Genomic DNA, 24,868 nt, shown 5'->3' with positions numbered 1-24,868 from the left:
GTTTTATGTTGCATTTGGCTGCCGTGAGAGAAGTAGTTCTAAAAAACGATTTTTGAGTTTTAGAACATAGTTTTTTCGAAAAAGTATGTTCTGAAATTGAAAAAACGGAAATCAGAACATAGTACGTCAGCCGTAGTATCTGCTGATGCCTTGATTTTAACGCAAACTGCTCGTGGCGCGGGAACTAATGCAGGATTATCTTGTCAGCATGTCGCGTGCGTTCCTGTAGCACACCTTTTCGATGATGTCCTTTAGGATGCGTCTGTCGTAAGGGAATCTGCCGCGCTCGATCTCTGTGCCTAAGAAATTGCAGAAGATCCTTCTGAAGTATTCGTGTCTGGTATAAGACAGGAAGCATCTTGAATCCGTGAGCATGCCGACAAAGCAGGGGAGGAGGCTCTGAGAGCACAATGACCTTAACTGGTCTTCCATGCCTGCGAGATTGTCGTTGAACCACCATGCGGCACCGTGCTGTATCTTGCCGGGAACGCTGCCGTCGTTAAAGCTTCCGCAGAGTGTGTCGATGACCGTGTTGTCCACGGGATTAAGAGAGTAGATTATCATCTTCGGAAGGAGTCCTTCTGAATTAAGCTTGTCCATAAAACCCGCGAGGGGAGTGAGGAAGTCGAAAGATCCCGTGATGGTGTCGCAACCGCAGTTTGCGCCGGCTTTGCCGAACATGACCGAGTTGACATTACGCTTGCAGCCGAAATGAAGCTGCATCGTCCATCCGCGCTTTGCGTATTCGCGGGCAAAGAAGAGCATCAGTTCTGTCTTGTATGCCGTGAGCTCGTCTGCTGTCAGCGCGGTTCCGGGCATTGAGAGTTTCTTTGTTAAGACATCATCTGCGGAAACTCCCGAGTCATTGCCGAACCAGATGTATTCGGTCCCGTGATCGGAAATGACGCATCCGTGTGATGCGAAATGATCAAGCCTTGATGTAAGGGCATCTTCGAGTTTCTGAATGGAATCGATCTTCATCCCCGATACTTCTTCAAGACGTGCGAGGTAAGAACCGAAAGTGTCCTTTTCGATGTCGACGATATTGTCAGGTCTGAATGCGGGCAGGACTGCCGTTGCGAATCCGGATGCTTTTATCTGCTCGTGATATTCGAGTGTGTCGCACGGATCGTCAGTGGTGCAGATCATCTCGACAGAAGAATCCGTCATGATGTTTCTTGCTGAGAGTCTGCCCGATCTCAGGATCTCATTTGCTCTTTCCCAGACCGAATCCGCATTTTCCGTGGTAAGAGGTTCTTTGATGCCGAAATATCTCGTGAGTTCAAGGCATGTCCAATGGTAGAGGGGATTGCCGAATGCGCCCTCTACGGCCTTTGCCCACATCATGAATTTCTCTTTGTCGGGAGCGTCGCCCGTGATGAATCTCTCGTCTATGCCGCATGCTCTCATGAGACGCCATTTGTAATGGTCGCCCTTAAGCCAGAGCTCCGTGATGTTTTCGAAATAAATGTCCTCTGCTATCTCTTTTGCATCGATGTGGCAGTGGTAGTCAATGATGGGAAGATCTTTCGCGAAGTCGTTATAAAGTTCGGAAGCGGTCTTGTTTTCGAGAAGAAAATCATCAGAGATCAATTTATTCATGGTATACCTCAAATTAATACTATACTGCTAATAAAATAACTCATTTTTGCTGTAATCGCAATTAAAAATATGCTAGAATACTAGACGTGAATGAGAGGTGATAACATGACTTTTGCAGATAAGATCTATGAGACCGGAATCGTTCCGGTCGTTGTATTGGAAAGGGTAAAAGACGCGGTGCCGCTCGCGAACGCTTTGCTCAGGGGCGGGATCGACCTTATGGAGATAACGTTCAGGACGGAATGTGCTGCTGAATGCATCTCTGTGATAAGCAAAGAGGTTCCCGGCATGATAGTCGGCGCGGGAACAGTGCTGAATGTAGAGCAGGCAAAACTTGCGGTCGAAAGCGGTGCGAGATTCATCGTGTCGCCGGGTCTTGACGAGGATACCGTAAGGTGGGCTCTCGAAAACAACATCCCGGTGGTACCGGGCGCGGTTACTCCGACCGAGATAATGAAGGCGGTCGGCATGGGTCTCAAGATCATTAAGTTCTTCCCGGCAGATGTATACGGCGGCATCAAGGCGATAAAGGCTCTGTCTGCTCCTTTCGGACAGGTGAAGTTCCTGCCTACCGGCGGCGTGTCGGAAGCCAATCTCAGCGAGTTCGCGGGGAGCAAGTCTGTTGCTGCTGTCGGCGGAAGCTGGGTATGCAAAAAGGACGATATATTAAACGGTGATTGGGATAAGATAACGATGCTGGCTGATAATGCAGTCAAGATAATCAAGGAGACAAGAGTATGAGTAAGTTCCTGACTTTCGGAGAATTGATGTTAAGGCTTAAGAGCCCCGGCAGGGAGCGCTTTCTTCAGTCTCCTTCGCTTGAAGCTACGTTCGGAGGCGGCGAGGCAAATGTAGCCGTATCTCTCGCAAACTACGGACTAGATGCCGAGTTCTTATCGGTCATTCCGGATAACGCCATCGGTGATTCCGCGATCGGCGAACTCAGAAGGTTCAACGTCGGCACGGATAAGATAATCAGGACTGAAGGCAGGATGGGAATATACTATCTTGAGACCGGTGCGAACCAGCGTCCGAGCAAGGTCATATATGACAGGGCTTATTCGGCATTTTCGCTCTTTGATCCGCACGGCTATGACTGGGAAAAGATCTATTCCGACGTCAAGTGGCTCCACATATCAGGCATTACTCCTGCAGTATCTGCAGCAACGAAGGATGCGTCTCTGATGGCTGTCAGGGAAGCAAGGAAGCGCGGCATCACAGTGTCCCTCGACCTCAACTACAGAAAGAATCTCTGGAAGTACGGCGTTGACGCAAAGGAAGTAATGCAGGCGCTTACCGCGAATGCCGACATAATCATCGCCAACGAAGAGGATTGCCAGAAGTCGCTCGGACTGAAGTGTGAGAGCAACGTTGAAGGCGGAAGGCTCGAAGCGGAAGATTACAGACGTTTGAGCGACAGCCTTCTTGAGCAGTATCCCAACGTAAAGATGGTTGCCATAACGCTTAGGGAGAGCAAGAGCGCCGACATAAATTTCTGGGCCGCATCGCTTAACAACGGCAAGGAATTCATGGTCAGCCGCAAGTATGAGATGTATGACATCGTTGACCGTGTCGGAGGCGGCGATTCTTTCGCGGGCGGTCTCATATACGGTCTCAGTGAGCTTGCGTCTGACAGGGAAGCACTCGAGTTCGCGGTAGCTGCAAGCTGTCTTAAGCACACGATAGACGGTGATTTCAACAGAGTGACTACAGACGAGGTTATGAAACTCGCAAAAGGTGACGGATCGGGAAGAGTTCAGAGATGACAGGTCTCTGAAAGGTTTTCCTGATCAAAATTTATATGGATATGCCTTTGGCAATCTGCCCCCGGATAGCCGAGGGCATTTCCTTTTTTACGCTGCCACAAAATAACCTCATTTTTAAGATACTTTGATAGTCAAAGTTATTTACAAACCCCACAGTCAATGCTAATATCGCGGTATCAAGTCTTCTTGAGAAGGAGGATGCGACTTATGGGTAATTATTCGAGTTTTGCCAGAACTCTGGTGTCAGAATTTGCGGCAGTGGTTTTTGTTGTCCTGTTTGTAGTCTTCCTTGTCAAGTCCATCATAAGGGGAAACCGGGTAAAGGAACTTGAGAAGGAACTTAAGAGAACACAGGATCTTTTAAACCTACGTCAGGATCAGAATATCCAACCTGGAAATCCTTATATTTATCAGGAACAAAATCAGATCAATCAGAGCGGTGCACAGGCGGGCGGTATTCAGCAGCCTGCTGCAGCACAGCCTGTTCCGTCAAATGCAGTACAGCCCGTTCAGGATGCTGCCGTTCAGGCGGTTCAGCCGGTCGTAACGCTGCCTATTCAGCCAACTGCAGTTCAGCCCGTTCAGATTCCTCCGATAACAGTCGAAAACGCCATGATAGGACAGGCGCCTGCATATCAACCTGCAGCACCTTCACCCGTTCCTTCCGCTGCGGCTTTTCCGGCACAGGAAGTACAGCGGCCTGAGCTTCCCGTATATACCAAAGTGGATGACAAGGTGAAACCTCACCGCGAGAAATTCTTCAGCAGCATCAACATAACATTCGGTATCGGAGTATTGCTCCTTACGATAGTCGGCGCGACGTTCATGACAGGTTCATGGTCCTGGATGACGGAAGAGATAAGGGCGGTAAGCCTGATCGTTCTCGTAGTCCTGGTCTACGGAATGTCATTCCTTGCAGGAAAAGTATTAAAGCTTCAACAGACGGGATTTGCGCTTTATTCTCTGGCAAGTCTTCTGGGTCCGATAGTTATCGTCGGAATGGGAACGTTTAATCTGCTGGGCCCCGGTTTCTCGTTTGAGAACGGGTCGGGATGGTTCGTTGCATCTGTTGCGTCTTTGGTGCTCCTCTTGACTGCCATCGGCGGAAGATTCATTTTCCGTGAGAAGTCGCAGACGAATATTTACCGCGGTACCATATATATTTCGCTGACGTGGCTCGTGGTGTTCCTGGCAGGACAGATCGGGCAGGCGAGCGGAGACGTTACCGAATGGGGTATGATAGTCTTAGGTCTTGCAACGCTTGCTCTGGCGTTCAGGATAGTGGGCATTATCCCGTTATTTGACGACCAGGTCTTTTTCAAAGTCTATTCCGAGATAATCACATACATACCGGCAGTCCTTATACTGTTCTCTATTGCTGAGGACGACGGCGCTGTCTTCGGTGCGGCGATTGTCGAATTCATCGCTCTGGTCATGCTTGCGCGTTTCGCGAAAGGAAGACGGTGGGCAAGATTCATTACTCCTCTGGCAGGACTGGAGATAGTAATCTCGTGGCTCGTATTCAGCGATTCATTCAGTGATCCTGAAGAGATGTACATGGTGACCGCCGTCATGATGGTGATATTCTTCGCGGTCTATGTGATCCACAAAGTAATGAAGATATCGTCGTTCGCATCTGATATCGGGATCCCTGTTGTGTCGGGCACCTTCATATCCATAGTGGCTGTCGAGGATGTTCCGGTCATGGGAGCGGTTGCATGTTTCCTGACGATAATAATGCTCGTGTACAGAATGGCGGTTGAGCCTGTGCTCGCGGGCAGGACATCACTGCCTGAAGGATACTTCTGCAAAGAAACTCCTGTTCCGATGCAGTCTGTCATGTCGGTGTTCTGCGCCCTGTTCTACTATACGGGAGCGGTGCTCATCTACTTTGTTCCTGAGAACAATCCTGTTCTTGCTGATCTGTATTTCACGCTGGCGGCGCTTATTCCTGCTGTCGCGGCAGTCGCTGCCAGGTTTGCGTTAAAGGAAGACATAAGGCTCTATTCAGCCGGACTGACATTGTCGGTGATCTCGGTTACGGCGGGATTCTTCTCGATCTTCTCGTATTCGGGCTATAGTCACTCGAGGTGCATATTCTGCGATGAAATCAATATCTGCGCATGGATACTGACTCTTGCAGTCATTACCCTTTGCGTATTCTTTGCGGTCGGATCACTCAAAGCGAAAAAGGTTACCGGCGGAGCCATGTTCTGGATCTCGCTGTGCCTGAATGCTCTTTCGATAGGAGTGTTCCTCATGATCGAAAACTTCTCGCAGCGGACGTCAGGTCTGGTGGTAGGCCCGGATGAAATGATCCATCTTGCGCGGAAGATCGCGGCACTTGCTTTCCTCGGACTTAACATCGGTGCGCTGGCCGTAACTTTCTTTATCAGGCGCAGGGGAAAAGAAGATCTCATCTCGGCATATTCCGCCGGACTCAAGTATTTCTTCTGCGGTTTTTCGATGTGGTGGTTCTTCATTACCTGGATCATTTTCGATGCATCGTGGGGACTGCTCATCGCGGGTGTTGTCACCGCCGTTCTGCTGTCACTTCTCGACGCCGAATTCTTTGCGGTGCTGCCTGTGCTCGCAGCGGAGGTTTCCGTCATATACGAACTGCGCGAGCTCGGAAACCGTGACCTTACCAATGTACTGCTCATCGCCGCTGCCATACTGGTTGCCGGCGCCGGACGGCTTATCTTCAGGAAGGCAGTGGCCTCGTCGAAGGCGATCGATTATCTGTCGTTTACGTCATTCATTTTCATGCTCGGACTTTACAATGAGGATTACGTTCCGATGATGGTATTCCTTGCTTCATCGCTCCTTGTCATGAACTTTGCGAACAGATGCCCTGTATCCGTGAGGATCCTTTTAAGCGGTTTTGCAGGCCTTATCTGCATGGCGGTCATCACGCAGCCGTTCTTTACGATACCGGATCTGATATCGCTAGAATACGACATCGCTCTCCTGCTCGGAACGCTGCTCCTTATATGCAGGGTGATAAAACCCGCTCCCGCAGGCGTAATGAAGTATCTCTGGTTTACGGGTGTTGCTCTGAGCATAATAGCTGAAGGCATATCTGCCGCAGTTACGGGCGAGGCGCTCGATCTCATAATCGTCGGAACTGCTTCTTTCGGAATATTCATCTATGCGTTCATAAGACGGAACCGCCTGTGGTTCATCCTCGGGATCGTCTCCATGATCTCCATCGCGGTCTATCTGTCGCTTGAGTTCTGGTCGTCTCTCGTATGGCTCATCTATCTGCTCGTTGCCGGCAGCATACTGATCGTTATGGCGGCAGTAAACGAGTGGGGCAAGCGCCACAATCCGGAAGGAAAGAAGAAACGTTTCTTCGAAGAATGGACATGGTGATGTAATCAAAAGCGATTTACATATCATACCTGCCTTGCTAAAATATTGTTCTGGGGAAAAAGCGAGGCTTGATGTTATTTAAGAAAATAAGGACCATTGCCGTTAAGGCAATTGCGCTGTTATCTGTGACCGCAGTCTGTGCGGGCTTTACTTGCGCATATATGCAGCCTGTCGATGTTTCCGCCGATGAGGATGAGGACGAACTCTATACGAATCTCTACGATGTCTTTAAGGACAGGAGCGGAGATCCCGAAAACTTCATGACAGAGGACCAGTTCGTCGATGACGTTCTCTACTATTGCAACAAACTCAAGGGAATAGCATATACGTACGGCACACAGGAGCACTATCTTGCCTGTGACGGTTACGTAAGCCTCGTGTTCAGGATGACTTTCGGAACCGTATACGAATACGAGCGCTACAGGGATAAATACTGGTGCAAGTTCGATTATCACGAAGAGCACATAGTTGCCGACAGCAACGTCGATAAGTATGAGGTCTACAGACCGGGCGGCACATCTGTCACATGGCTTTACAAGCATTACTTCAACGAGATCGTCGATCCTATTGTCAGCAGAAAATACGTTGAAGGATGGGATAACGACGACTGGGTCGAATACATTGAGGAAATGGGCATTCAGCCCGGCGATCTGATGTTCTGGGACAGCGACAATGACCGCACCTACTGGGCGCACATCGGTTTTTATGCAGGCATGGAGGACGGCGTTCCCATGATGTGGCACGCATCATCGGTCCAGGGAAAGGTCGTAAAGCAGAGCCTTGAAGACGTCACTTACAACATTCAGGTCCTTGACTATGTCGGTATCCTCCCGCTGACGGATCACCCTCTGAATGTCGGCTTCTATGTTGACAATACCGGCAATGACCGCGAGTTTTCATATTCGGTCTATAAGGACGCTGACTGCTCTGAATATCTCGGACGCATAAGCAGCTGCTGCACTCTTTCGGAACAGGCATCTCTGGACAATATCGCAGTCTATCCCAATTGGGACAAGAGTGCTTATGAGCGTACGCTTTACCTCAAGAGAGACGTGACGCCTTACAGCGGAGACAGTAATGACGTCTACAAGATCGTCATCCGGATAGAACCATGCTATGCTTCGAGAGGAACTCTCAAGTATTCGATATACGGGGCAGGAGACATGAAATACTACGGCGGCCAGACGGTAAACAATTACGATTACAAGGCCGGCGGCAGCGTTATCTCGATATCGGATTTCAGATAACCGCTCGGAAGTCCACGGGCTCTCATGAGCTTTTTTGCCGCGCGTTTTTTATCATACATTTGTAATTTTGCGCTCACGGCTTTTTATAATATAATATGCTCGTAAATTTTCGATTTAGGAGCAGATCTTTTGATGTCTGCCGTATAGGAGGGGTGCTATATGGATTTTCTCGCAAAGACCAGTGACGCGATTACCGAGATGGAAATCAGACATTTGAATACCGTAAGAGAACTCGCGGGAGAATGTCTCGTACTTCTCGAAAATGACGGCACACTGCCCTTAAGGATCCCCGGAAGGATCGCGCTCTACGGCAACGGCGCAAGACATACCGTAAAAGGCGGCGGCGGTTCCGGAGAGGTCAATACGAGAAATGACGTAAATATCTGCGACGGACTTGAAGCAGCAGGTTTTGAGATCGCTTCAAGAGGCTGGCTCGACAGATACGATGCCAGTTACGATGCAACCATAGCCGAATACATAAGCAAGGTCGAGGCTACCGCCGAAGAGCGCGGCGTGCCCGTTACGAGCGTTTATTTTGAGATGGCTCCCGAAGCTCCCGTTATGCCTGACATCACGGAAGATGATTGTGCCGAGGCGGCATGCGATACGGCTATCTTTGTCATCTCACGCGATTCCACTGAGGGAAGAGACAGGACTCCGACAAAGGGAGATTACTATCTGACCGATGAGGAAGACCGCAATCTCGATTTCCTTTCCGATCATTTTGAAAAGGTCATCGTCCTGCTCAACGTAGGCGCGGTAATCGATATGGCCAAGCTCAAGCACCGCCCGGGCATCAACTCGATCCTTCTGGTCGGCCAGGTAGGCAACCTCACGGGCGATATCGTTGCCGACTGCATCAGCGGTAAGGTCAATCCGTCCGGAAAGCTCGTCGACACATGGGCAAGGGCATACGAGGACTATCCGTTCGCAAATGAGTATTCAAGCCTTAACGGCAACACCGACGATGAGTTCTACAAAGAGGGAATCTACGTCGGATACAGATATTTCGATTCATTCGGCATCATGCCTCTGTATCCCTTCGGATACGGAAAGTCTTATACGACATTCACCAATGAGGTGCTCAGCGTTACGCAGGAAGGCACCGACATCAAGATCTGGGTGAAGGTTACGAATACCGGTTCGGAGTTCGCGGGCAAGCAGGTCATCCAGGTATATTTTTCGGCACCTGAAGGCAAGATGGACAGACCTTATCAGGAACTCGCGGGATATGCAAAGACTGATCTTATCTATCCCGGTGAGAGCATGAACCTTGAGGTTTCTTTCCCTATCGACAATTTCGCGTGCTTCGATGAGGATTATCCCGCAAAGGTCATCCCTCAGGGCGAGTACATCATCAGAGTCGGTACAAGCTCACGCGAGACCAGAATTGAAGCAGTGCTTACGATCGCCGACACCGTCGTCAAGGAGAAGTACGACAGGATCCTTGAAGATGATGCAAGATATCTTTTCGAGGATCTGAAGAATCCCGGTACGGGCAAGCTCGCGCACCAGGCGGTAGATCAGGCACAGCTCGCTGCATGTTCAAGAAGATTCACGCTCGACGTATCGCGCGTCAGAAGGAGCATCATCAGATACAGAGGCGTCAGCGAGACGCACATGGATCAGAGACAGGGCGAGACGCTGACATTGGGTTCCGTTATCGGACGCAACGCAGGCGTAGCCGAGTTCGTAGCTCAGTTCTCTTTGGAGGAACTTGCGGAACTTCTCGTCGGCAACTACATAAGAGACATCGATGAGGATGAGATCTTCTCTGCCGCCATGCACGTACCCGGTGCCGCAGCTGAAACAACTTCGCTTTTCGAAGGCAAGAGAAGGATCCCCGTACTCGTACTGGCAGACGGCCCTGCGGGTCTCAGGCTCCAGCCTCATTTCAAGGCTACGAGGAACGGCGATCTGTTAAGGGGCGGAGAGGTATTCGGATTCAATAAGAATCCTTTCCCGGAAGATACACCGGCTGATGCCATCGACTACTATCAGTACTGCACCATGATCCCTGCGGCAACTGCACTTGCTTCGAGCTGGAACCTTAATCTCATCGAACAGCTCGGACATCTCGTAGGCGAAGAGATGGAAGAGTACGGAGTACATCTCTGGCTGGCTCCGGGAATGAATATCCACAGAAATCCCCTGTGCGGTAGAAACTTCGAATACTATTCGGAAGATCCGCTCGTAACGGGTCTCTGCGCGGCCGCTGACACAAAGGGTGTCCAGTCCGTCGACGGCAAAGGCGTCACGATCAAGCATTTTGCCTGCAACAACCAGGAAGACAACAGAATGTTCTGCAACTCTCACGTATCGGTAAGAGCTCTGCGCGACATATATCTGAGAGGATTCGAGATCGCAGTCAAGCTCGCGCAGCCTTTCTGCGTTATGGCTTCTTACAATCTTCTCAACGGAATACATACAGCAAACAATTACGAGCTGCTCCAGAGCGTATTAAGAGATGAATGGGATTATGAAGGTCTTGTCATGACCGACTGGTTCTCGTCATATGAAGATGTCGAGTTCCTGGGTTACGACGAGAAAGCCCTCAAGTATCCGCCGGCATTCTCAAGACTCTGCGTATATGCGGGATGCGATATGCAGATGCCCGGATGTGAAAAGAACGCTAGGGATATCGTCACTGCCGTTAACCACGGAAGACTTACCCTGAGCGACGTTCAGAATGCCGCCATGAACTTTGTGCGTCTCGTGATCAAATGCTTGTAATGCAGGAGATAAATGAACGAAGTATTTGATTCGGAACATATAAACGTAGAATACAGGAAGGACGATAACATCGTCCTTGTTGTATTGAAGGGCACCGCGATAAGAGATCATTTCAGGACACCGATGATGCATGCCGCCGACATGGTCATGAGGCATTCATGCAAGGTCATGGCCGTCGATGTCGGAGCCGATATCGAACTCGGCGAAAACGATGCCACATGGTGCAAGAAAGTTCTTCTGGCGAACCTCAAAAAGAGCGGTCTTGAGACTCTGGTCCTGATAGACAGCTGCGGTCTTCCCGTTGTAAAGAAATGCGCGGAATTCTGTGAGGACAGACTCGATGTAAAGGTCTGCAAGAGCTACGATGAGGCCAGGGAACTGACCGGAGCTGCAAAGGCGGAAAAGACATCTGAGGATACCGCTGCTCCTGATGTGACCGATAAGCCTGAAAGCAAGGTCTCAAAGATGACGCGTGAGGAAGCACTCGATTACATGGGGCTTTCACATGAAGCCGACATAAAAGAGATCGACGACCGTTTCTGGCAGATGTCCAAGCTATACAGGGGCAAGGATGATCCTGAATCCATGGCGATGGAAGATGAGATAGCCGAAGTGTATGACATCGCTTCCGGCAGACGCGACGCAAGACTGAAAGAGGAGAAGCGCAAAGAGAGCGAGCCGAAATATTTCGGAAGATACAAGAGTGACTGGCAGAACATAATACAGTATAACTGGCGCAACTGGCTTCTTGCCGCCGTCGTTACCGTTTCAGCGATAATCGTCATAGTCAGCGTATTGAATAATACAAAATCCGATTGCGCGATTGTCCTTTTCGGTCACATGCAGTTCGACAACACATACCTTAAAGACACGCTTGTCGAGAATAATCTGTTGAGACCTTATGTCGGTGCCGCCGACATCGTTGTACCTAACGATGAGGACCAGGTCGGAGATCAGTATATGAATACGCTTTTCGACGCGATGCTCTACACGGAGCCATGCGTGCTCATATCGGATGAGGAGTCTTATCCTTACTACTTCTATGTGTTCAAGGATCTGTCGCCCATCGAGGATCAGATAATGAACGGCCTCACTGAAAAGGCGAAGGCGGGCATCGAGCCTGTATACATGTCCGAACAGGATAATGCGAGATACCAGAATATCCTTATTGAAGACAACTATGCTGACGACAGTGATCTTCTGGATCCTTCGGATTATCCGGATACTCCGATTCTCATAGGTTTCAGGATAACAGATCCCCAGCTGACAAGTAAGCTCGGAGTCGATTGCTACTGGCAGGACAGGGAGACGACACTCGTACTGGGGCAGTACAAAAACAGCAATGATCCCGATCTTACGGCAAAGGTTATTACGGTTATATTGAACGCGGCGTTTGAGTAAGTGACTCAGACCATTCCCGTTGCTTTGAAAAGCAGATTCAGTTCGTCTTGTGTGAGCGCTCTGAACGTTCCGCATGAATCCGTGTCTTCGGATACTTTTACGCCTGCAAGTTCTATCCTTCTTAACGCGGTGACTTCCTTCTCAAAATGAGCGAAGATCCTTCTTACCTCATGAGTCTTTCCCTCGTGCAGGGTAAGGCAGGCTCTTGATGTCCCGTCAGCGGAATGATCGAGCGGCGTTAATACGGCGGGCGCAATTGATTCGCTGTAGCCCTTGTCATGTATGGAAAAACCCTTCGATACCGTATCGATCTCTTCAGCGGTCCATTCGAGGCCTCTGAAAGTCACGAGGTAGATCTTCGGGACTTCGTATTTGGGGGATTGCAGGCGGTGCGAGAGCTCCCCGTCGTTGGTGATGATGAGAAGACCTGATGTGTGGTAGTCGAGTCTTCCGACGGGCGACAGCTTCTTTGAAAGGAGCTCGGGAGGAATGTAGTCTGCAACGCAGGGAAGGCGTTTGTCCTCCATCGCGGTGAGGACTCCGTCCGGCTTGTCCAGAAGATAGTAGAGCTTTGTCTGACAGTTTATCTCCTGTCCGTCGACAGTGATGGAATCTTTCTCCGAGACATGAAAAGAAGCGTCGGTCACGGCATTGCCGTTAACGCTGACGCTGCCTTTGGAGATCTTGTCCCTGACCTGTGATCTGGTGCCGAGGCCGCTGTTTGCAAGTAATCTGTCGAGTCTCATGAGATTATTATAACTCATGCTGTATAATTGAAATGTTTTTCGAGAGGTAACTATGGAAATAATAAATATCGAACAGGGTCACCCGACTGTGCAGCAGGCGATGGTAAAGCTCCAGAACGGGATATACAGGGCGAGGGCGACGGGAAAGCCCCTCGCAAAAATAGTCCACGGTTACGGTTCTTCGGGCACCGGCGGTGCGATAAAGCAGGCACTGGGGACCGAGCTCCGCAAATACATCTCGCGCGGAATGATAAAGGCATACTGTCCGGGCGAGGATTTCGGTCCGTTTTCTTCTTCAGGGCGCGAGATCAGCGCAAAGCATCCCGAGGCATCGCGTGACAGGGACTGGGGATTACAGAACGACGGAATAACGGTGATCATGTTTAAGTAAGAGGTTTATATGGCTGATGAGTTTGAGATGAAGTGGGAAGCGTTCGAGGCGAAGTGCAGGGCATGCCGCAACTGCGGACTGAGAGACGGCTGCACGAATGTCGTTATCTACAGAGGCAGCAGGAGAGCTCCTCTGATGATAATAGGCGAGGCTCCAGGCGAGAACGAGGACATACAGGGACTTCCGTTCGTCGGAAGGTCGGGCCAGCTCCTGCAGAATCTTTTGGGGAGCTACGGATTTACAAACAACGATTACCATATCTGCAATATCGCGAAATGCAGGCCGCCCCAGAACAGGCGTCCGACGCCCGAGGAGATACATGCGTGCAAGCCTCTGTTTGCCGAGCAGTTCATGCTCGTTAGACCTAAAGTCATCCTCCTGTGCGGTTCGACAGCATATGAAGGTTTCTTCGGCACCAAGCCCGTAATGCATGACGTAAGGGGCCGTTTTATCGAGAAGAACGGCTATTACATCATGACCACTTATCACCCGGCATATGCGCTGCGCAACCCGGCAAACAAGATGCCGATCTATGAGGATATGGGCAAGGTCAGGGAGAAGCTTACCGAGATAGGCGCGATGCCTCCTCTGGAGAATGTTTAAGGGGCGGTACGGAAAGGTTTCCGGGATTTTCTGATTTTTCGGGACCGCAGTTCAAAAAGCTTATTGATTTTCGGAAATCTATTTGCTATAATTCCGAAGTTGCTAAAAGCATTGCCGAATTGTGTAACGGTAGCACACCGGTCTCTGACACCGTTTGTCAAGGTTCGAATCCTTGTTCGGCAGCCAACTTGATCCAGAACCGCAGATGTCTTTATGACGTTTGCGGTTTTTGTTTTCGGGCAGTATTCGGCCATATATATTAAATACTTAATGTTTCTTTGATATGATTTGCCTTTTCGTGATGATATAATCCCTGTGTTGTAAAGTAATACCATTTTACTTGGAGGCAGTTTATGAAGAAAAAGATAGTAAGTGCCATCATGGCGGGCTCCGTGCTCATCAGCATGACGTCATGTGTAATGACACCTCCCGAGACGGAACAGCCGACGGAGAGCGAGACGGAGACCGAGACCTCTGCAGAGGAGACGGAACCTACGTACGATCCCAATTCCATCATGGGCTTCAACATGATCGAGAATGGCGATTTCGCTTCTGCGGAGCACACATGGATGACTTATCTCGAGGGCGGCGAATCCACTCTTGCAGTAAACGACAAGGGCGAGCTGCAGCTCGATATCACGAACGAAGGCAAGGTTAACTGGGCTAACCAGATCTACTACGACGGGTTCAGCATCTACAAGGACTGCGAATATCAGATCGAGTTCGATGTCTATTCCACTGTAGAGCGTCAGGTTGAGTACAGGATCCAGATCAACGGTAAGGACTATCACCCTTATCACATCGAGACGATCACGGTAACACCCGATGTCCAGCATTTCTCATTTACTTTCGTCATGGAGGAAGACAGCGATCCTGCACCCAGGCTCTGCTTCAACATGGGTAAGTTCGACGGTGCTGAAGATCATCCCGCTCACTCTGTATGCTTCGATAACATCGACTTGAGATGTATTGACGATAAGGGATATATTGAAAACGGCGGTATCGCCGGCGCTGAAACTCCCGCCATCAACCTGAACCAGGTCGGATTCCTTCCCAACGCATCAAAGGTTGCCGTACTTAACGGTGACGCTATCGGCGCAACAGCTTCTGTTGTTGACGTAAATTCAGGCAACAGCGTTTACGACGGTCCTGTCGACGCGGCAAACTATAACGAGTCAACGGGCAGGGACGAAGCGAGATTTGATTTCTCAAGTGTAACAACACCAGGTACATACAAGATCGTTTCCGGTGACTTTGAGTCTTATGAATTCAAGATCGCCGAAGACGTTTACGATGACGCATTCGATGCAACGCTCCGCATGTTCTATCTGCAGAGATGCGGCGTTGAACTGACATCCGATCTTGCAGGCGACTTTGCACATCCCGAGTGCCACATGGGCGAGGCTACGGTCTACGGAACAGATAAGAAGATCGACGTATCAGGCGGCTGGCATGATGCGGGCGACTACGGCAGATATGTCGTATCCGGCGCAAAGGCAGCAGCAGACCTTATGCTCGCATATTCACTCTATCCCGACGCATTCGATGACGATCTCGGCATCCCCGAGTCCGGCAACGGCGTTCCCGATGTCCTTGACGAAGTAAGGTTCGAGCTCGAGTGGCTCTTCAAGATGCAGAATGAGGAAGGCGGTGTATATCACAAGGTTACATGCGCCAACTTCCCGGGCTTCGTAATGCCTGAACAGGAGACGGATGAACTCATCGTAACTCCCGTATCCACGACAGCAACAGGCGACTTCGCAGCAGTCATGGCAATGGCTACAAATGTCTTTGCAGGAATCGATCAGGATTTCGCTGCAGAGTGTCTTGAAGCTGCAAAGAAGGCTGCAGATTATCTCGATGCACATCCTGGTATCGAAGGCACTTCCAACCCTGACGGCATCGTTACTGGCGAATATCCCGACTATAACGATAAGGACGAGAGAGTCTGGGCTTATGCAGAACTCTTTAAGGCTACAGGCGATTCAAAGTATGATGACAAGTTCTGCGCTCTCATCGGAAGCGGAGTTCCTTGCGCATCAGATCTCGGCTGGCAGGGCGTAGGAGCTTATGCAGGCTATGCTTACCTGTCCGCAACGGTTAAAAAGGGCAAGTCCTATGATGCAGTCCTCGCAAGCTTCATGAGCGGTCTTGCATCGATCGAGGCAGCTGCCGCATCAGACAGCTACAATTCATCACTTACGGAATATCCTTGGGGCTCCAACATGACGATCGCCAACAACGGTATGTATCTGCTCATGTATGATGCCATCAGCGGCGGAAACAAGGGCGATGAGATCGCAAGAGAGCAGCTCAACTACCTGCTCGGTACGAACGGAACAGGTTACTGCTTCCTCTCCGGCTTCGGTACCGTATCTCCTGAGTCTCCCCACCACAGACCTTCCGAGGCTGTCGGTTCCGCTGTTCCCGGCATGATCGCTGGCGGTCCTAATGAGAACCTCGAAGATCCGTATGCAACCACACTCGAGGGTACTGCACCCGCTCTGTGCTATGCAGACAACGATCAGGCATACTCTCTCAACGAGGTTACGATCTACTGGAATTCACCTGTCGTCTTCCTCTTCGCTTATGTGGAGAGCCAGGGCTGACCTTTCTTAAGTTAACTGATAACTGACCGAAAAGGGTGTCTCATAAGTGACTTGTTCACTTTGAGGCACCCTTTCATATCGTGTGTTAAAATTATTCCTGAAATGTTTCCGGGAGGCAGGCCGCATATGGATAAAAATTTTTACGACATGATCTTCAAGCGTAAGTCTTTTCACAGATACGGTGAGCCGGACGGCAAGAAGATAACACCTGAAGAATTAGATGACATCAGGACCATGTGGTATAAGTTTACGCCTCTTTTCGAAGGCATAGGCACGAAGATAAAGATCGTTCCCGGGAATCAGACGAGCTGCAACAGGGGAGAGGAATATTGCATCCTTATCTACAGCGAGAAGAAGCCCGGATATCTCCAGAACATCGGATATATAGGCGAGCAGCTGGATCTCTATCTTACGGCAAAGGGGATAGGTCCGCTCTGGTTCGGCGTAGGAAGGACCAAAGAACGAAGATATGAGGGCCTCGATTATGTCATCATGATGGCCATCCGTAAGATCGACGATGATTCCAAGTTCAGGACGCCGGGCGATCTTTCGAGCTTTAACCGTGTGCAGGTGGAAAAATTCTGGGAAGGCCCTGTCATGAAGGGCATCACCGAAAATGTCAGACTGACTCCCACCGCATGCAATATCCAGCCGTGGAAGGTGGTAAACAAAGGTGACGGAACTCTCGACGTATACCGCTACAGGAGGCCTGGAAAGCACGGGATAATACCTCCGTTCAGGCTCGCATATTTCGGCAGCATAGACATCGGGATATTCATGCTGTTCCTTGATATCTGCCTCGATCATGAGGGAATCGGCTTTGAGCGCACTCTGACGCCGGATGACGGCAATTTCAGGCAGCTTAATCTCAATGCAGTATATAAACTCAAGAACTCATAACAGTCACTGATCTGGGACTGGGAGAGCATTTCGAGGTACCGCAGGTAAACATAGATTCCGAAGATATCGAGAACATGAACAAACAGATCATAGCTGAGGCAAATGAACAGCTGGGACCCGAAAGCGTTTACGATTACTGGCATATCGGTTATAAAGTCTTCAGTTACTATGACGGCATCTATTCGCTCCTGATAGATTACAATTATGACGGATGGACAGGAGTCTTTTTGACTTATACTTTTACAGCTGACGGACAGGTCTTGAACAGCATTCAGTTGCTGAGGCTTGCGGGGTTATCCGAACAGGATTTTTACGGTAAGGTAAAAGAGGCGACGATAAAGCAGCTGGAGGGCAGAGAGGTAAACGGTGAGGAAGCCGTCATCGGCGGTGAGGCAAATCCTGCTTATGAGTTCGCGGATCTTGTGGAAGAAAGCCTTTCTGCCAAGAGGATAAATCTTGATATGCCCATGATCATTGGAGATGACGGAAAGTTTTATGTCTGCATGGCGGTAATGCCTATAGCTGATCCGCACGGTTGTGAGCATTTCTACAGCGTACCTGACGGGGAGATCCTCGAACTGGATTTTAATTATGACTGGGATTAAGAGGATCGATTAAGAATACTGAAGACCGGATGTTGCTCAAAAATCCCTTTTACTTTAATATGAGAACGGCTTTATTTTATCAGCAAGGGCGGTTTTCATATGAGAAAGATTCTTGTATCCAACGATGACGGGATAGATTCAGAAGCGTTGGTGAGACTGGCTTCGTTGGCGAAGAGATTCGGCGAAGTCTGGGTGGTCGCTCCGTGCAGGCAGTTCAGTTCAATGTCTCATGCGGCTAATTTCTGGGAGCCGATGGAAGTCTGGCCTGTTGATTTCCCCGTTGAAGGTGTCCACGCATATGCGACGACGGGAACACCATCCGACTGCGTTTCATTCGGCATCACGACCGCCGTTCCGGGAAGACCTGACGTTGTCTTCTGCGGGATCAACAAGGGATATAACGTGGCATCCGGGATTCAGTATTCTGCTACCGTGGGCGCTGCGCTCGAAGCAGCTAACCAGAATGTGCATGCCATCGCTTTTTCGGAAAGTCACGAAGGATCTCACGAAGTCACTGACAGGTATATTGAGAGCCTGGCTGCCGAACTGATAGACAAGCCGTTAGGGGATAACGAGATATGGAATGTCAATTTCCCCGGCTGTGCGCTGGATGAATTCAAAGGCGTGAGATACGGCTGTACCATTTCGCAGGGAACATTCTTTACAGGTTCTTATAAGGAAATATCGCGGGATGGTGACCGGATCAAGTACAGGGTCGAACTGGTGCCTGACTGGAAGGGCGAAGAGGGCAGCGATCTTGCTGCTGTTATCGAGAACTGTATCTCGGTCGGCAAAGTCATGAATTTCCGGTGACTTAAATGGATACCATTAAGAACAGCAAGGTTTTCAGTCTCCTTATCATAACGATGATCTACATCATGGCAGCTGCTCTGGGCCTGTATGTCTACATCAGGCTCCCGTTTTCGTTTTGGGCTGATCTGCTGATCGCTGATGTTGTTGCTACGGTATTCGTATTTATCTTCAGCGTGATACTCGGAAATGCGTCTGTGTATGATCCTTACTGGAGCGTTCAGCCGGTGGTGATAATCGCGGGCTATGCTTTCACATGCAGACTGACTTCAGCGACACTTCTCCTTCTCATATCTGTTATATACTGGGGCATAAGGCTTACGGCAAACTGGGCGTACGGGTTCGGAGGGCTCAACCATCAGGACTGGCGTTATACAAAGCTTAAGGAGGATACCGGAAAGCTTTATCCTTTTATCAACTTTGCGGGCATTCACATGTTCCCGACACTGGTCGTCTACGGGTGCATCCTTCCCGCGGTGTTTACGGCCGTTTCCGAAGTTCGTGCAAATGCGGGAAGCATAGCCGGGACGGTCATCTGCATCGGCGCAGCAACGCTGCAGCTCTTTGCTGACGGACAGATGCATAAGTTCAGAAAGAGCGGCTCTAAGTCCCTCATCCGCACCGGTCTCTGGAAGTATGCAAGGCATCCCAATTATCTGGGCGAGATCCTGATGTGGTGGGGTATAGGCATACAGGCCGTATCGGTCATGCCGGGCCGCTGGTGGCTACTTGCCGGGGCGCTCGCCAATACCATAATGTTTTTCACTGTAAGCATACCGATGGCTGACAAGAGGCAGTCTGCAAAGCCCGGATACGATGAATACAGAGCCGGGACCAGGAGTCTTTTGCCGATACCCAGGTAATGCCGGAAACTGTTCATTTTCCTTGTGTTAAAATGAGTTAACCGGATAAAGGAAAACCGTAAACGTGAAGGAGGTCCGCATGGAAACTGTCAATGCTGAAGCCGGTAAAGAACTCAGTCAGGGCTCAGATAATAAGAAAAGACTGTTCGCATTCATAGCCGTAGCTTACGGGATCTCATTCCTGATGATGATACCGATGTATATCGGAAAGCAGAAAGGACTGGATCTGACGCAACTGGTAAACGCACAGATGTGTTCTCCCGCGGCAGGCGTTGCCCTGGGTTATCTCCTTTTCATGAAGGGCGAGAAGCGCGTTCCGAAGATGTTCATGATCGTGCTCGTCATTAACTATCTTATCCAGGTCCTTTTGGGGCTTCTCAGCGTTTTCGCGAATCCGTTCAGACCTGATGAAGTCTACACGATAGCGGAAGGTGTTGAACTGCCTCTCGGACAGGTCTTCTCTCTGATCGGGCAGTATGTCCTGATAGCAGGTTCTGTCCTTCTTTGGATCGGATATTTCACTGCGGGAAAAGAGCGCCGCAGATTTGCCGGACTGAGCAGGAATAATGAGAAGACGGGAATACTTATGGTTCTGCTCTTCACGGTTCTCTACCTTGCAAGAACGCTGCTGCCTGCGGTCATCGAATACGCGGTCACAGATTCCATGTCAGAGTTTACGGAACAGTATGCGGAATTATTGAAGAACCCGACATTCTATCTTGCCATAGTAAGTCTGCCGTTCAACTATCCGCTTACCATCATCGCTTTCTTAGGCGAGGAATACGGATGGAGATATTATCTGCAGCCTGTTATGCAGAAGAAGTTCGGAATGAAAGCCGGCATTATCCTTTTGGGTCTTGTATGGGGTATCTGGCACCTGCCCGTGGATGTCTTTTTCTATACTGAAGATTCCATACCGCAGATGATAATAGGTCAGTGGATAACATGCGTATTCCTGGGTATCTTCTTCGGATTCGTATATCTTAAGACGAACAATATCTGGATCCCCGTCTGCATGCATTTCCTGAATAATAATCTGATCCCCATAATCACGGGACAGTTCACGGCTGAGGTCATGGAGAACCAGCATGTGCCGTGGGGCTACCTTGTAGAGGTGCTGATCATCGATGTGATCATATTCGGATTGTTTATCTTTGCAAAGGAATATAAAGAAAAGAAGAAAGAGAAAACAGCAGATGCGTGATTTTACGGTAACAAAAGCACAGGACGGACTCCATGTGGTCAAGGCTTCTTTGGAGGCATTTCCCCAGCTCAAGTCAGCTGATCTTTTCCATGCGCTCAAGCGCCGCGATATCAGGATCGACGGGAAAAAGATCAATAAGGACATGGCGGTAAAGACGGGAAATGTTGTTGAAATATGGCTTCCCGACGAACTTTTCGAAGTCTCGAAAAAGGCTCCCGCCAAGACTTCGGAGAAGATGTATGAGATCGTGGCGGAGACAAAGGGACTTCTGATAGTCAACAAATTCCAGGGCATCGCGGTACATTCAGGCAAGAGTGACATTGAAGATACCCTAATAGACCAGATTAGAAATAATACGAAGTTCAAGGAAGCTGAGCTCTGCCACAGGATCGACATGAATACGGGCGGACTCGTTCTGATAGCCAAGAACAAAGCAGCACTTGCTGACTGTGTCGCTCTGTTCAAGAGCGATCTTGTGACGAAGAGGTACAGGGCATTGGTTCTCGGTGAGCCCGATGAAGGCGAGCCTGCGGTAGGCGTCGACGGGACGATATATAAGGAAGTAACGGGTTATCTCGAAAAGACGAAGACGGGCAAGGTCTATATCCACGACACAAAGCAGCTGGGCGATCTCGACATAGCAACGAAATACAGGATACTCAAGGTCTTTAACGGTGCAGGGCCTGACGGCGAGAACGTATCCGATCTTGAACTCGAGCTCGTAACGGGCAGGACCCATCAGATAAGGGCGCAGTTTGCGCACCTGGGGCACCCCGTGATAGGAGACGGCAATTACGGCAGGAACAAGGTCAACATGCATTTTGAGACAGCTGACGGAAAGAAGGTAAGATATCAGCAGCTGTTCTCATGCCAGATAATGTTCGGCAGGATCCCTTCGGGCAATATGCATGTTGACGTGTCGGGCAAAACCTATAAAATAAAGCCTGATTATAACGTCCGCCTCGGCTGAGGATCACCGGCCGCAGGGGAAGAAGGGTATATGACTGATAACAGACCAATCGGAGTTTTCGATTCAGGTATAGGAGGACTTACGGTCCTCCGCGAGATATGGAATACGGTGCCGGGAGAGAGCACCATCTATTTCGGTGACAACTCGAGGGCGCCCTACGGCACCAAATCGAGGAGCACCATAATCCGCTATTCTCTGCAGAACCTGAAGTTTCTTGAGAGCAAAGACGTCAAGATGATCGTAGTCGCGTGCAATACCGCGAGCGCATATGCATATGAGGAATTAAAGAAGAGGACTGACGCCCCTGTAGTTGAGGTGGTCACTCCGGGTGCGGATGAGGCCTGCCGCGCCACAAAGAACGGCAGGATCGGCATAATCGCCACCAAGGGCACCATTTCGACAGGCGTATATAAAAAAGCGGTGGAAAGAAGAGCTGCTGAACTCGGCATGAAGGATATCGAGATATTCCAGCAGGCTTGTCCGCTCTTCGTTTCATTGGCTGAAGAAGGCTGGTGGGATACCGAGATCACGAGGCTCACGGCTGAAGAATATCTAAGACCGCTGAAGGATGCAGGCGTCGACACGCTCGTCATGGCCTGCACCCACTATCCTTTGCTCTCGACGGTCATCGGAGAGGTAATGGGAGACGGAGTGGAACTCGTCAATACGGGTGTGGCTACCGCAAAGGTAGTCAGGGACCTTCTGGAAAAGGAAGGGATCTCTTCCGGAGACAACGGGAATCCTGTGAGGGAATTCTATACGAGCGACGAGCCCGAGCTCTTTGAGCAGGTTGCGGCGCCTTTCCTGGGAGAAGGGCTGCCTTCGGGAACAAGACATTTTTCCACGGATAAATATGAGGTAAACAATTAATGGAGAACAACATGGAAGAAAAATGCCTGTTCGAGATAAGGTCCGGCATGTACACAGAACCTTTGAAGACATTAGGGACCATGAGCACCGAGGGAAACAGGACAATATATAAGTGGACCGAAAAGCACAGTGAGCAGGAGCAGGAAACTCATTTCATGCTCACTCTTATTAAAGAAGAGTCAAAAGCAATAGTCGTAAGAAACGGCGATGTAACCTCAAGAATGGTCTTCGAAGCCGGAAATAAGACGACAAGTTCCATGAAAACTTCGTTCGGGGTTATTGACGTAGTGATAGATACAGATTATATTAACTTCCCGGGAGGCCTTATAAACGGGGCGGAGATCAGTTATTCTCTCGATCCTGACAGTGGAGAACCGATAAGAAATATCTTTTCCATAAAAAGGCTCTTGCAAAACGAAGAAATATAATGTATTATCTTCAAGCATTTGTGTAAAAGAAAGAGGTGAAGATAAATGGCACATCCGAAGCGTAAATGGTCGAAGGCAAGGACAGCCCGTCATAGAAGCGCATGGAAACTTAACATGCCGGGTCTCGTTGAATGTCCCCAGTGTCATGCTAAGATGCTTCGCCGCACGGTCTGCAAGAACTGCGGTTACCTGGACGGTAGACAGGTTATCAAAGTCGACGAAGAGATCTGAGATAAATAAGAAGTATTTGTTAGCGAGGCAGTGTTTAGGATATAGGCACTGCCTTTTATTTTTGCAAAAGGAAGGATAATGGCATGAGCAAACCTGTAGTGGCAATAGTGGGAAGGCCGAACGTAGGCAAATCCTCGCTGTTCAACACCATATATGGTGAGCGTATCTCCATCGTTCATGACACCCCCGGTGTCACGAGAGACCGTATCTATGCCGAGACTTCCTGGTGCGGAAGAGACTTCATCATGATCGACACGGGCGGTATTGAGCCCGACACGGGAGATGACATCATATTGCAGCAGATGCGTATCCAGGCGGAGATCGCAATAGAGACTGCGGATGTCATCTTATTTATGTGCGACTTAAAGAGCGGACTTACGGCAGCGGACGAAGAGATCGCGATTATGCTCAGGAAGGCAGGCCGTCCCGTGGTCGTATGCGTCAACAAATCAGACTATGTGGGCGAACAGCCGCCGGAATTCTATGAATTCTATAATCTGGGACTTGAGGATGTGTGCGCCATTTCGGCTGCCCACAAGCTCGGACTTGGCGAGATGCTCGATCTCGTTGTTTCCAAATTCCCGCCGGCAGATGAGAATGAGGGTGCTGAAGAGACCATAAGGGTAGCCATCATCGGCAGACCAAATGCCGGCAAGTCCTCATTATCCAACAGACTTGCAGGGGCCGAGAGGAGCATCGTATCCGATATCGCCGGTACTACCAGAGATACCATCGACTCCCTTATCGAGAACGAATACGGATCGTTCACCATCGTTGATACGGCCGGCATGCGCAAGAAGGGCAAGATCGAGGACGTCATAGAACGCTATTCTATGGTAAGGGCTCTTGCGGCAGTCGACAGGGCAGATGTCTGCGTTATCCTCGTGGACGCCGAAGCGGGAGTTACCGAGCAGGATGCGAGGATCGCAGGGCTCGCTCACGATAACGGAAAAGCATCTGTTATCGTCATCAACAAGTGGGATCTGATCGAAAAGCAGACAGGTACGTTGGAAACCATGGAGAAGATCGTAAAAGACCGTCTTCCTTTCATGGATTATGCGCCTGTCTTATTTATCTCGGCTAAGACCGGACAGCGCGTGGACAAGCTTTTCGCGCTGATAAAGATGGTGTATGAGAATTCCAGAAAGCGTCTTACAACGAGCGTTCTGAATAAGATGATCTCTGAGGCGGTAACACAGGTACCGACTCCTCAGGACAAGGGAAGGCACTTAAAGATCTATTACGGAACACAGGTATCCGTTCAGCCTCCGACTTTCGCGCTCTTTGTCAACGACAAGGAATTGTCGCATTTTTCCTATGAACGCTATCTCGAAAACCAGCTTCGAAGGAACTTCGGTTTCGAAGGCGTTCCGCTGCGTCTCCTTTTGCGTAATAAGAATGGCGAAGAAGACTGATATTTTGTGAAATATCACAGTCACAAAACAAGCGTTATCAGTAGCAAAATATTACTCGGTTTAAATTATTATTATATACGCGCATGAGCTAATCAGTTC

21 protein-coding genes and 1 tRNA gene are annotated in these 24,868 nt (G+C 49.7%); 20 read left to right on the top strand and 2 right to left on the bottom strand.

The features are described from left to right. Window positions 1–195: 195 nt before the first annotated feature. Entirely contained in the window at window positions 196–1,602 is a 1,407-nt protein-coding gene (gene uxaC / locus BO18_RS15525) for a glucuronate isomerase (protein WP_034447774.1), read from the bottom strand. A gap of 105 nt (window positions 1,603–1,707) precedes the next feature. Here uxaC and BO18_RS15520 point away from each other — a divergent pair, with 105 nt between their 5' ends. The 6 genes from BO18_RS15520 to BO18_RS15495 all read left to right on the top strand — a co-directional run bounded on the left by BO18_RS15520 (window position 1,708) and on the right by BO18_RS15495 (window position 12,124). Continuing rightward, a complete protein-coding gene (locus BO18_RS15520; RefSeq protein ID WP_034447773.1) occupies window positions 1,708–2,343 on the top strand; it encodes a bifunctional 4-hydroxy-2-oxoglutarate aldolase/2-dehydro-3-deoxy-phosphogluconate aldolase in 636 nt (211 codons plus the stop codon). Continuing rightward, the gene (locus BO18_RS15515) at window positions 2,340–3,368 is read left to right on the top strand and encodes a sugar kinase (protein ID WP_034447772.1); all 1,029 of its coding nucleotides are present in this window, start codon (window positions 2,340–2,342) and stop codon (window positions 3,366–3,368) included. The genes BO18_RS15520 and BO18_RS15515 overlap by 4 nt, the downstream gene beginning before the upstream one ends. 207 nt (window positions 3,369–3,575) lie before the next feature. Next, a complete protein-coding gene (locus BO18_RS15510) occupies window positions 3,576–6,743 on the top strand; it encodes a hypothetical protein (RefSeq protein WP_034447771.1) in 3,168 nt (1,055 codons plus the stop codon). Between the two features lie 71 nt (window positions 6,744–6,814). Continuing rightward, on the top strand, window positions 6,815–7,990 hold the full coding sequence (locus BO18_RS15505) for a hypothetical protein (RefSeq protein ID WP_034447769.1): 1,176 nt from the start codon (window positions 6,815–6,817) through the stop codon (window positions 7,988–7,990). 159 nt (window positions 7,991–8,149) lie between these two features. Next, window positions 8,150–10,723 (top strand): glycoside hydrolase family 3 protein, encoded by a 2,574-nt coding sequence (locus tag BO18_RS15500; protein ID WP_051688814.1) that lies wholly within the window; start codon window positions 8,150–8,152, stop codon window positions 10,721–10,723. 12 nt (window positions 10,724–10,735) lie between these two features. Further along, window positions 10,736–12,124 (top strand): hypothetical protein, encoded by a 1,389-nt coding sequence (locus BO18_RS15495; protein ID WP_034447767.1) that lies wholly within the window; start codon window positions 10,736–10,738, stop codon window positions 12,122–12,124. 5 nt (window positions 12,125–12,129) lie between these two features. On the opposite strand, the gene BO18_RS15490 is transcribed toward BO18_RS15495, so the two are convergent. Beyond that, entirely contained in the window at window positions 12,130–12,870 is a 741-nt protein-coding gene (locus BO18_RS15490) for a pseudouridine synthase (protein WP_034447764.1), read from the bottom strand. A gap of 52 nt (window positions 12,871–12,922) precedes the next feature. Between BO18_RS15490 and BO18_RS15485 the strand changes: the two genes are divergently transcribed. The 14 genes from BO18_RS15485 to der all read left to right on the top strand — a co-directional run bounded on the left by BO18_RS15485 (window position 12,923) and on the right by der (window position 24,769). Beyond that, a complete protein-coding gene (locus tag BO18_RS15485; protein ID WP_034447762.1) occupies window positions 12,923–13,261 on the top strand; it encodes a Smr/MutS family protein in 339 nt (112 codons plus the stop codon). Between the two features lie 9 nt (window positions 13,262–13,270). Beyond that, complete coding sequence (locus tag BO18_RS15480; RefSeq protein ID WP_034447760.1) at window positions 13,271–13,864, top strand: uracil-DNA glycosylase; 594 nt, start codon at window positions 13,271–13,273, stop codon at window positions 13,862–13,864. A gap of 112 nt (window positions 13,865–13,976) precedes the next feature. Then, window positions 13,977–14,050: transfer RNA gene (locus tag BO18_RS15475), tRNA-Gln, on the top strand. 167 nt (window positions 14,051–14,217) lie between these two features. Further along, window positions 14,218–16,473, top strand: coding sequence for a glycoside hydrolase family 9 protein (locus BO18_RS15470; RefSeq protein WP_034447757.1), 2,256 nt, complete (start codon window positions 14,218–14,220; stop codon window positions 16,471–16,473). A gap of 126 nt (window positions 16,474–16,599) precedes the next feature. After that, window positions 16,600–17,373, top strand: a complete 774-nt coding sequence (locus tag BO18_RS15465; RefSeq protein ID WP_034447754.1) for a nitroreductase family protein — start codon at window positions 16,600–16,602, stop codon at window positions 17,371–17,373. Window positions 17,374–17,447: 74 nt separating this feature from the next. Then, the gene (locus BO18_RS15460) at window positions 17,448–17,978 is read left to right on the top strand and encodes a hypothetical protein (RefSeq protein ID WP_034447753.1); all 531 of its coding nucleotides are present in this window, start codon (window positions 17,448–17,450) and stop codon (window positions 17,976–17,978) included. A 99-nt stretch (window positions 17,979–18,077) separates the two neighbouring features. Next, window positions 18,078–18,791 carry a 5'/3'-nucleotidase SurE gene (gene surE, locus BO18_RS15455; RefSeq protein WP_034447751.1) on the top strand — a complete coding sequence of 238 codons (714 nt, stop codon included), beginning with the start codon at window positions 18,078–18,080 and terminating at the stop codon, window positions 18,789–18,791. Window positions 18,792–18,796: 5 nt separating this feature from the next. Beyond that, window positions 18,797–19,651: a DUF1295 domain-containing protein gene (locus BO18_RS15450; protein WP_051688813.1), complete on the top strand. Its 855-nt coding sequence runs from the start codon at window positions 18,797–18,799 to the stop codon at window positions 19,649–19,651. A gap of 79 nt (window positions 19,652–19,730) precedes the next feature. Continuing rightward, window positions 19,731–20,855 (top strand): CPBP family intramembrane glutamic endopeptidase, encoded by a 1,125-nt coding sequence (locus BO18_RS15445; RefSeq protein WP_051688812.1) that lies wholly within the window; start codon window positions 19,731–19,733, stop codon window positions 20,853–20,855. After that, window positions 20,848–21,825, top strand: coding sequence for an RluA family pseudouridine synthase (locus tag BO18_RS15440; protein ID WP_034447749.1), 978 nt, complete (start codon window positions 20,848–20,850; stop codon window positions 21,823–21,825). The genes BO18_RS15445 and BO18_RS15440 overlap by 8 nt, the downstream gene beginning before the upstream one ends. A gap of 30 nt (window positions 21,826–21,855) precedes the next feature. Then, window positions 21,856–22,695, top strand: coding sequence for a glutamate racemase (gene murI, locus BO18_RS15435; RefSeq protein WP_051688811.1), 840 nt, complete (start codon window positions 21,856–21,858; stop codon window positions 22,693–22,695). Window positions 22,696–22,706: 11 nt separating this feature from the next. After that, on the top strand, window positions 22,707–23,123 hold the full coding sequence (locus BO18_RS15430; protein WP_185752477.1) for a DUF1934 domain-containing protein: 417 nt from the start codon (window positions 22,707–22,709) through the stop codon (window positions 23,121–23,123). A gap of 45 nt (window positions 23,124–23,168) precedes the next feature. Continuing rightward, window positions 23,169–23,354: a 50S ribosomal protein L32 gene (gene rpmF, locus BO18_RS15425; RefSeq protein ID WP_028507159.1), complete on the top strand. Its 186-nt coding sequence runs from the start codon at window positions 23,169–23,171 to the stop codon at window positions 23,352–23,354. An 83-nt stretch (window positions 23,355–23,437) separates the two neighbouring features. After that, a complete protein-coding gene (der, locus tag BO18_RS15420) occupies window positions 23,438–24,769 on the top strand; it encodes a ribosome biogenesis GTPase Der (protein ID WP_034447745.1) in 1,332 nt (443 codons plus the stop codon). The last annotated feature ends 99 nt before the right edge of the window (window positions 24,770–24,868 follow it).

Source organism: Butyrivibrio sp. AE2032, from assembly GCF_000702965.1.
This window is presented reverse-complemented; position numbering and strand designations above follow the sequence as displayed.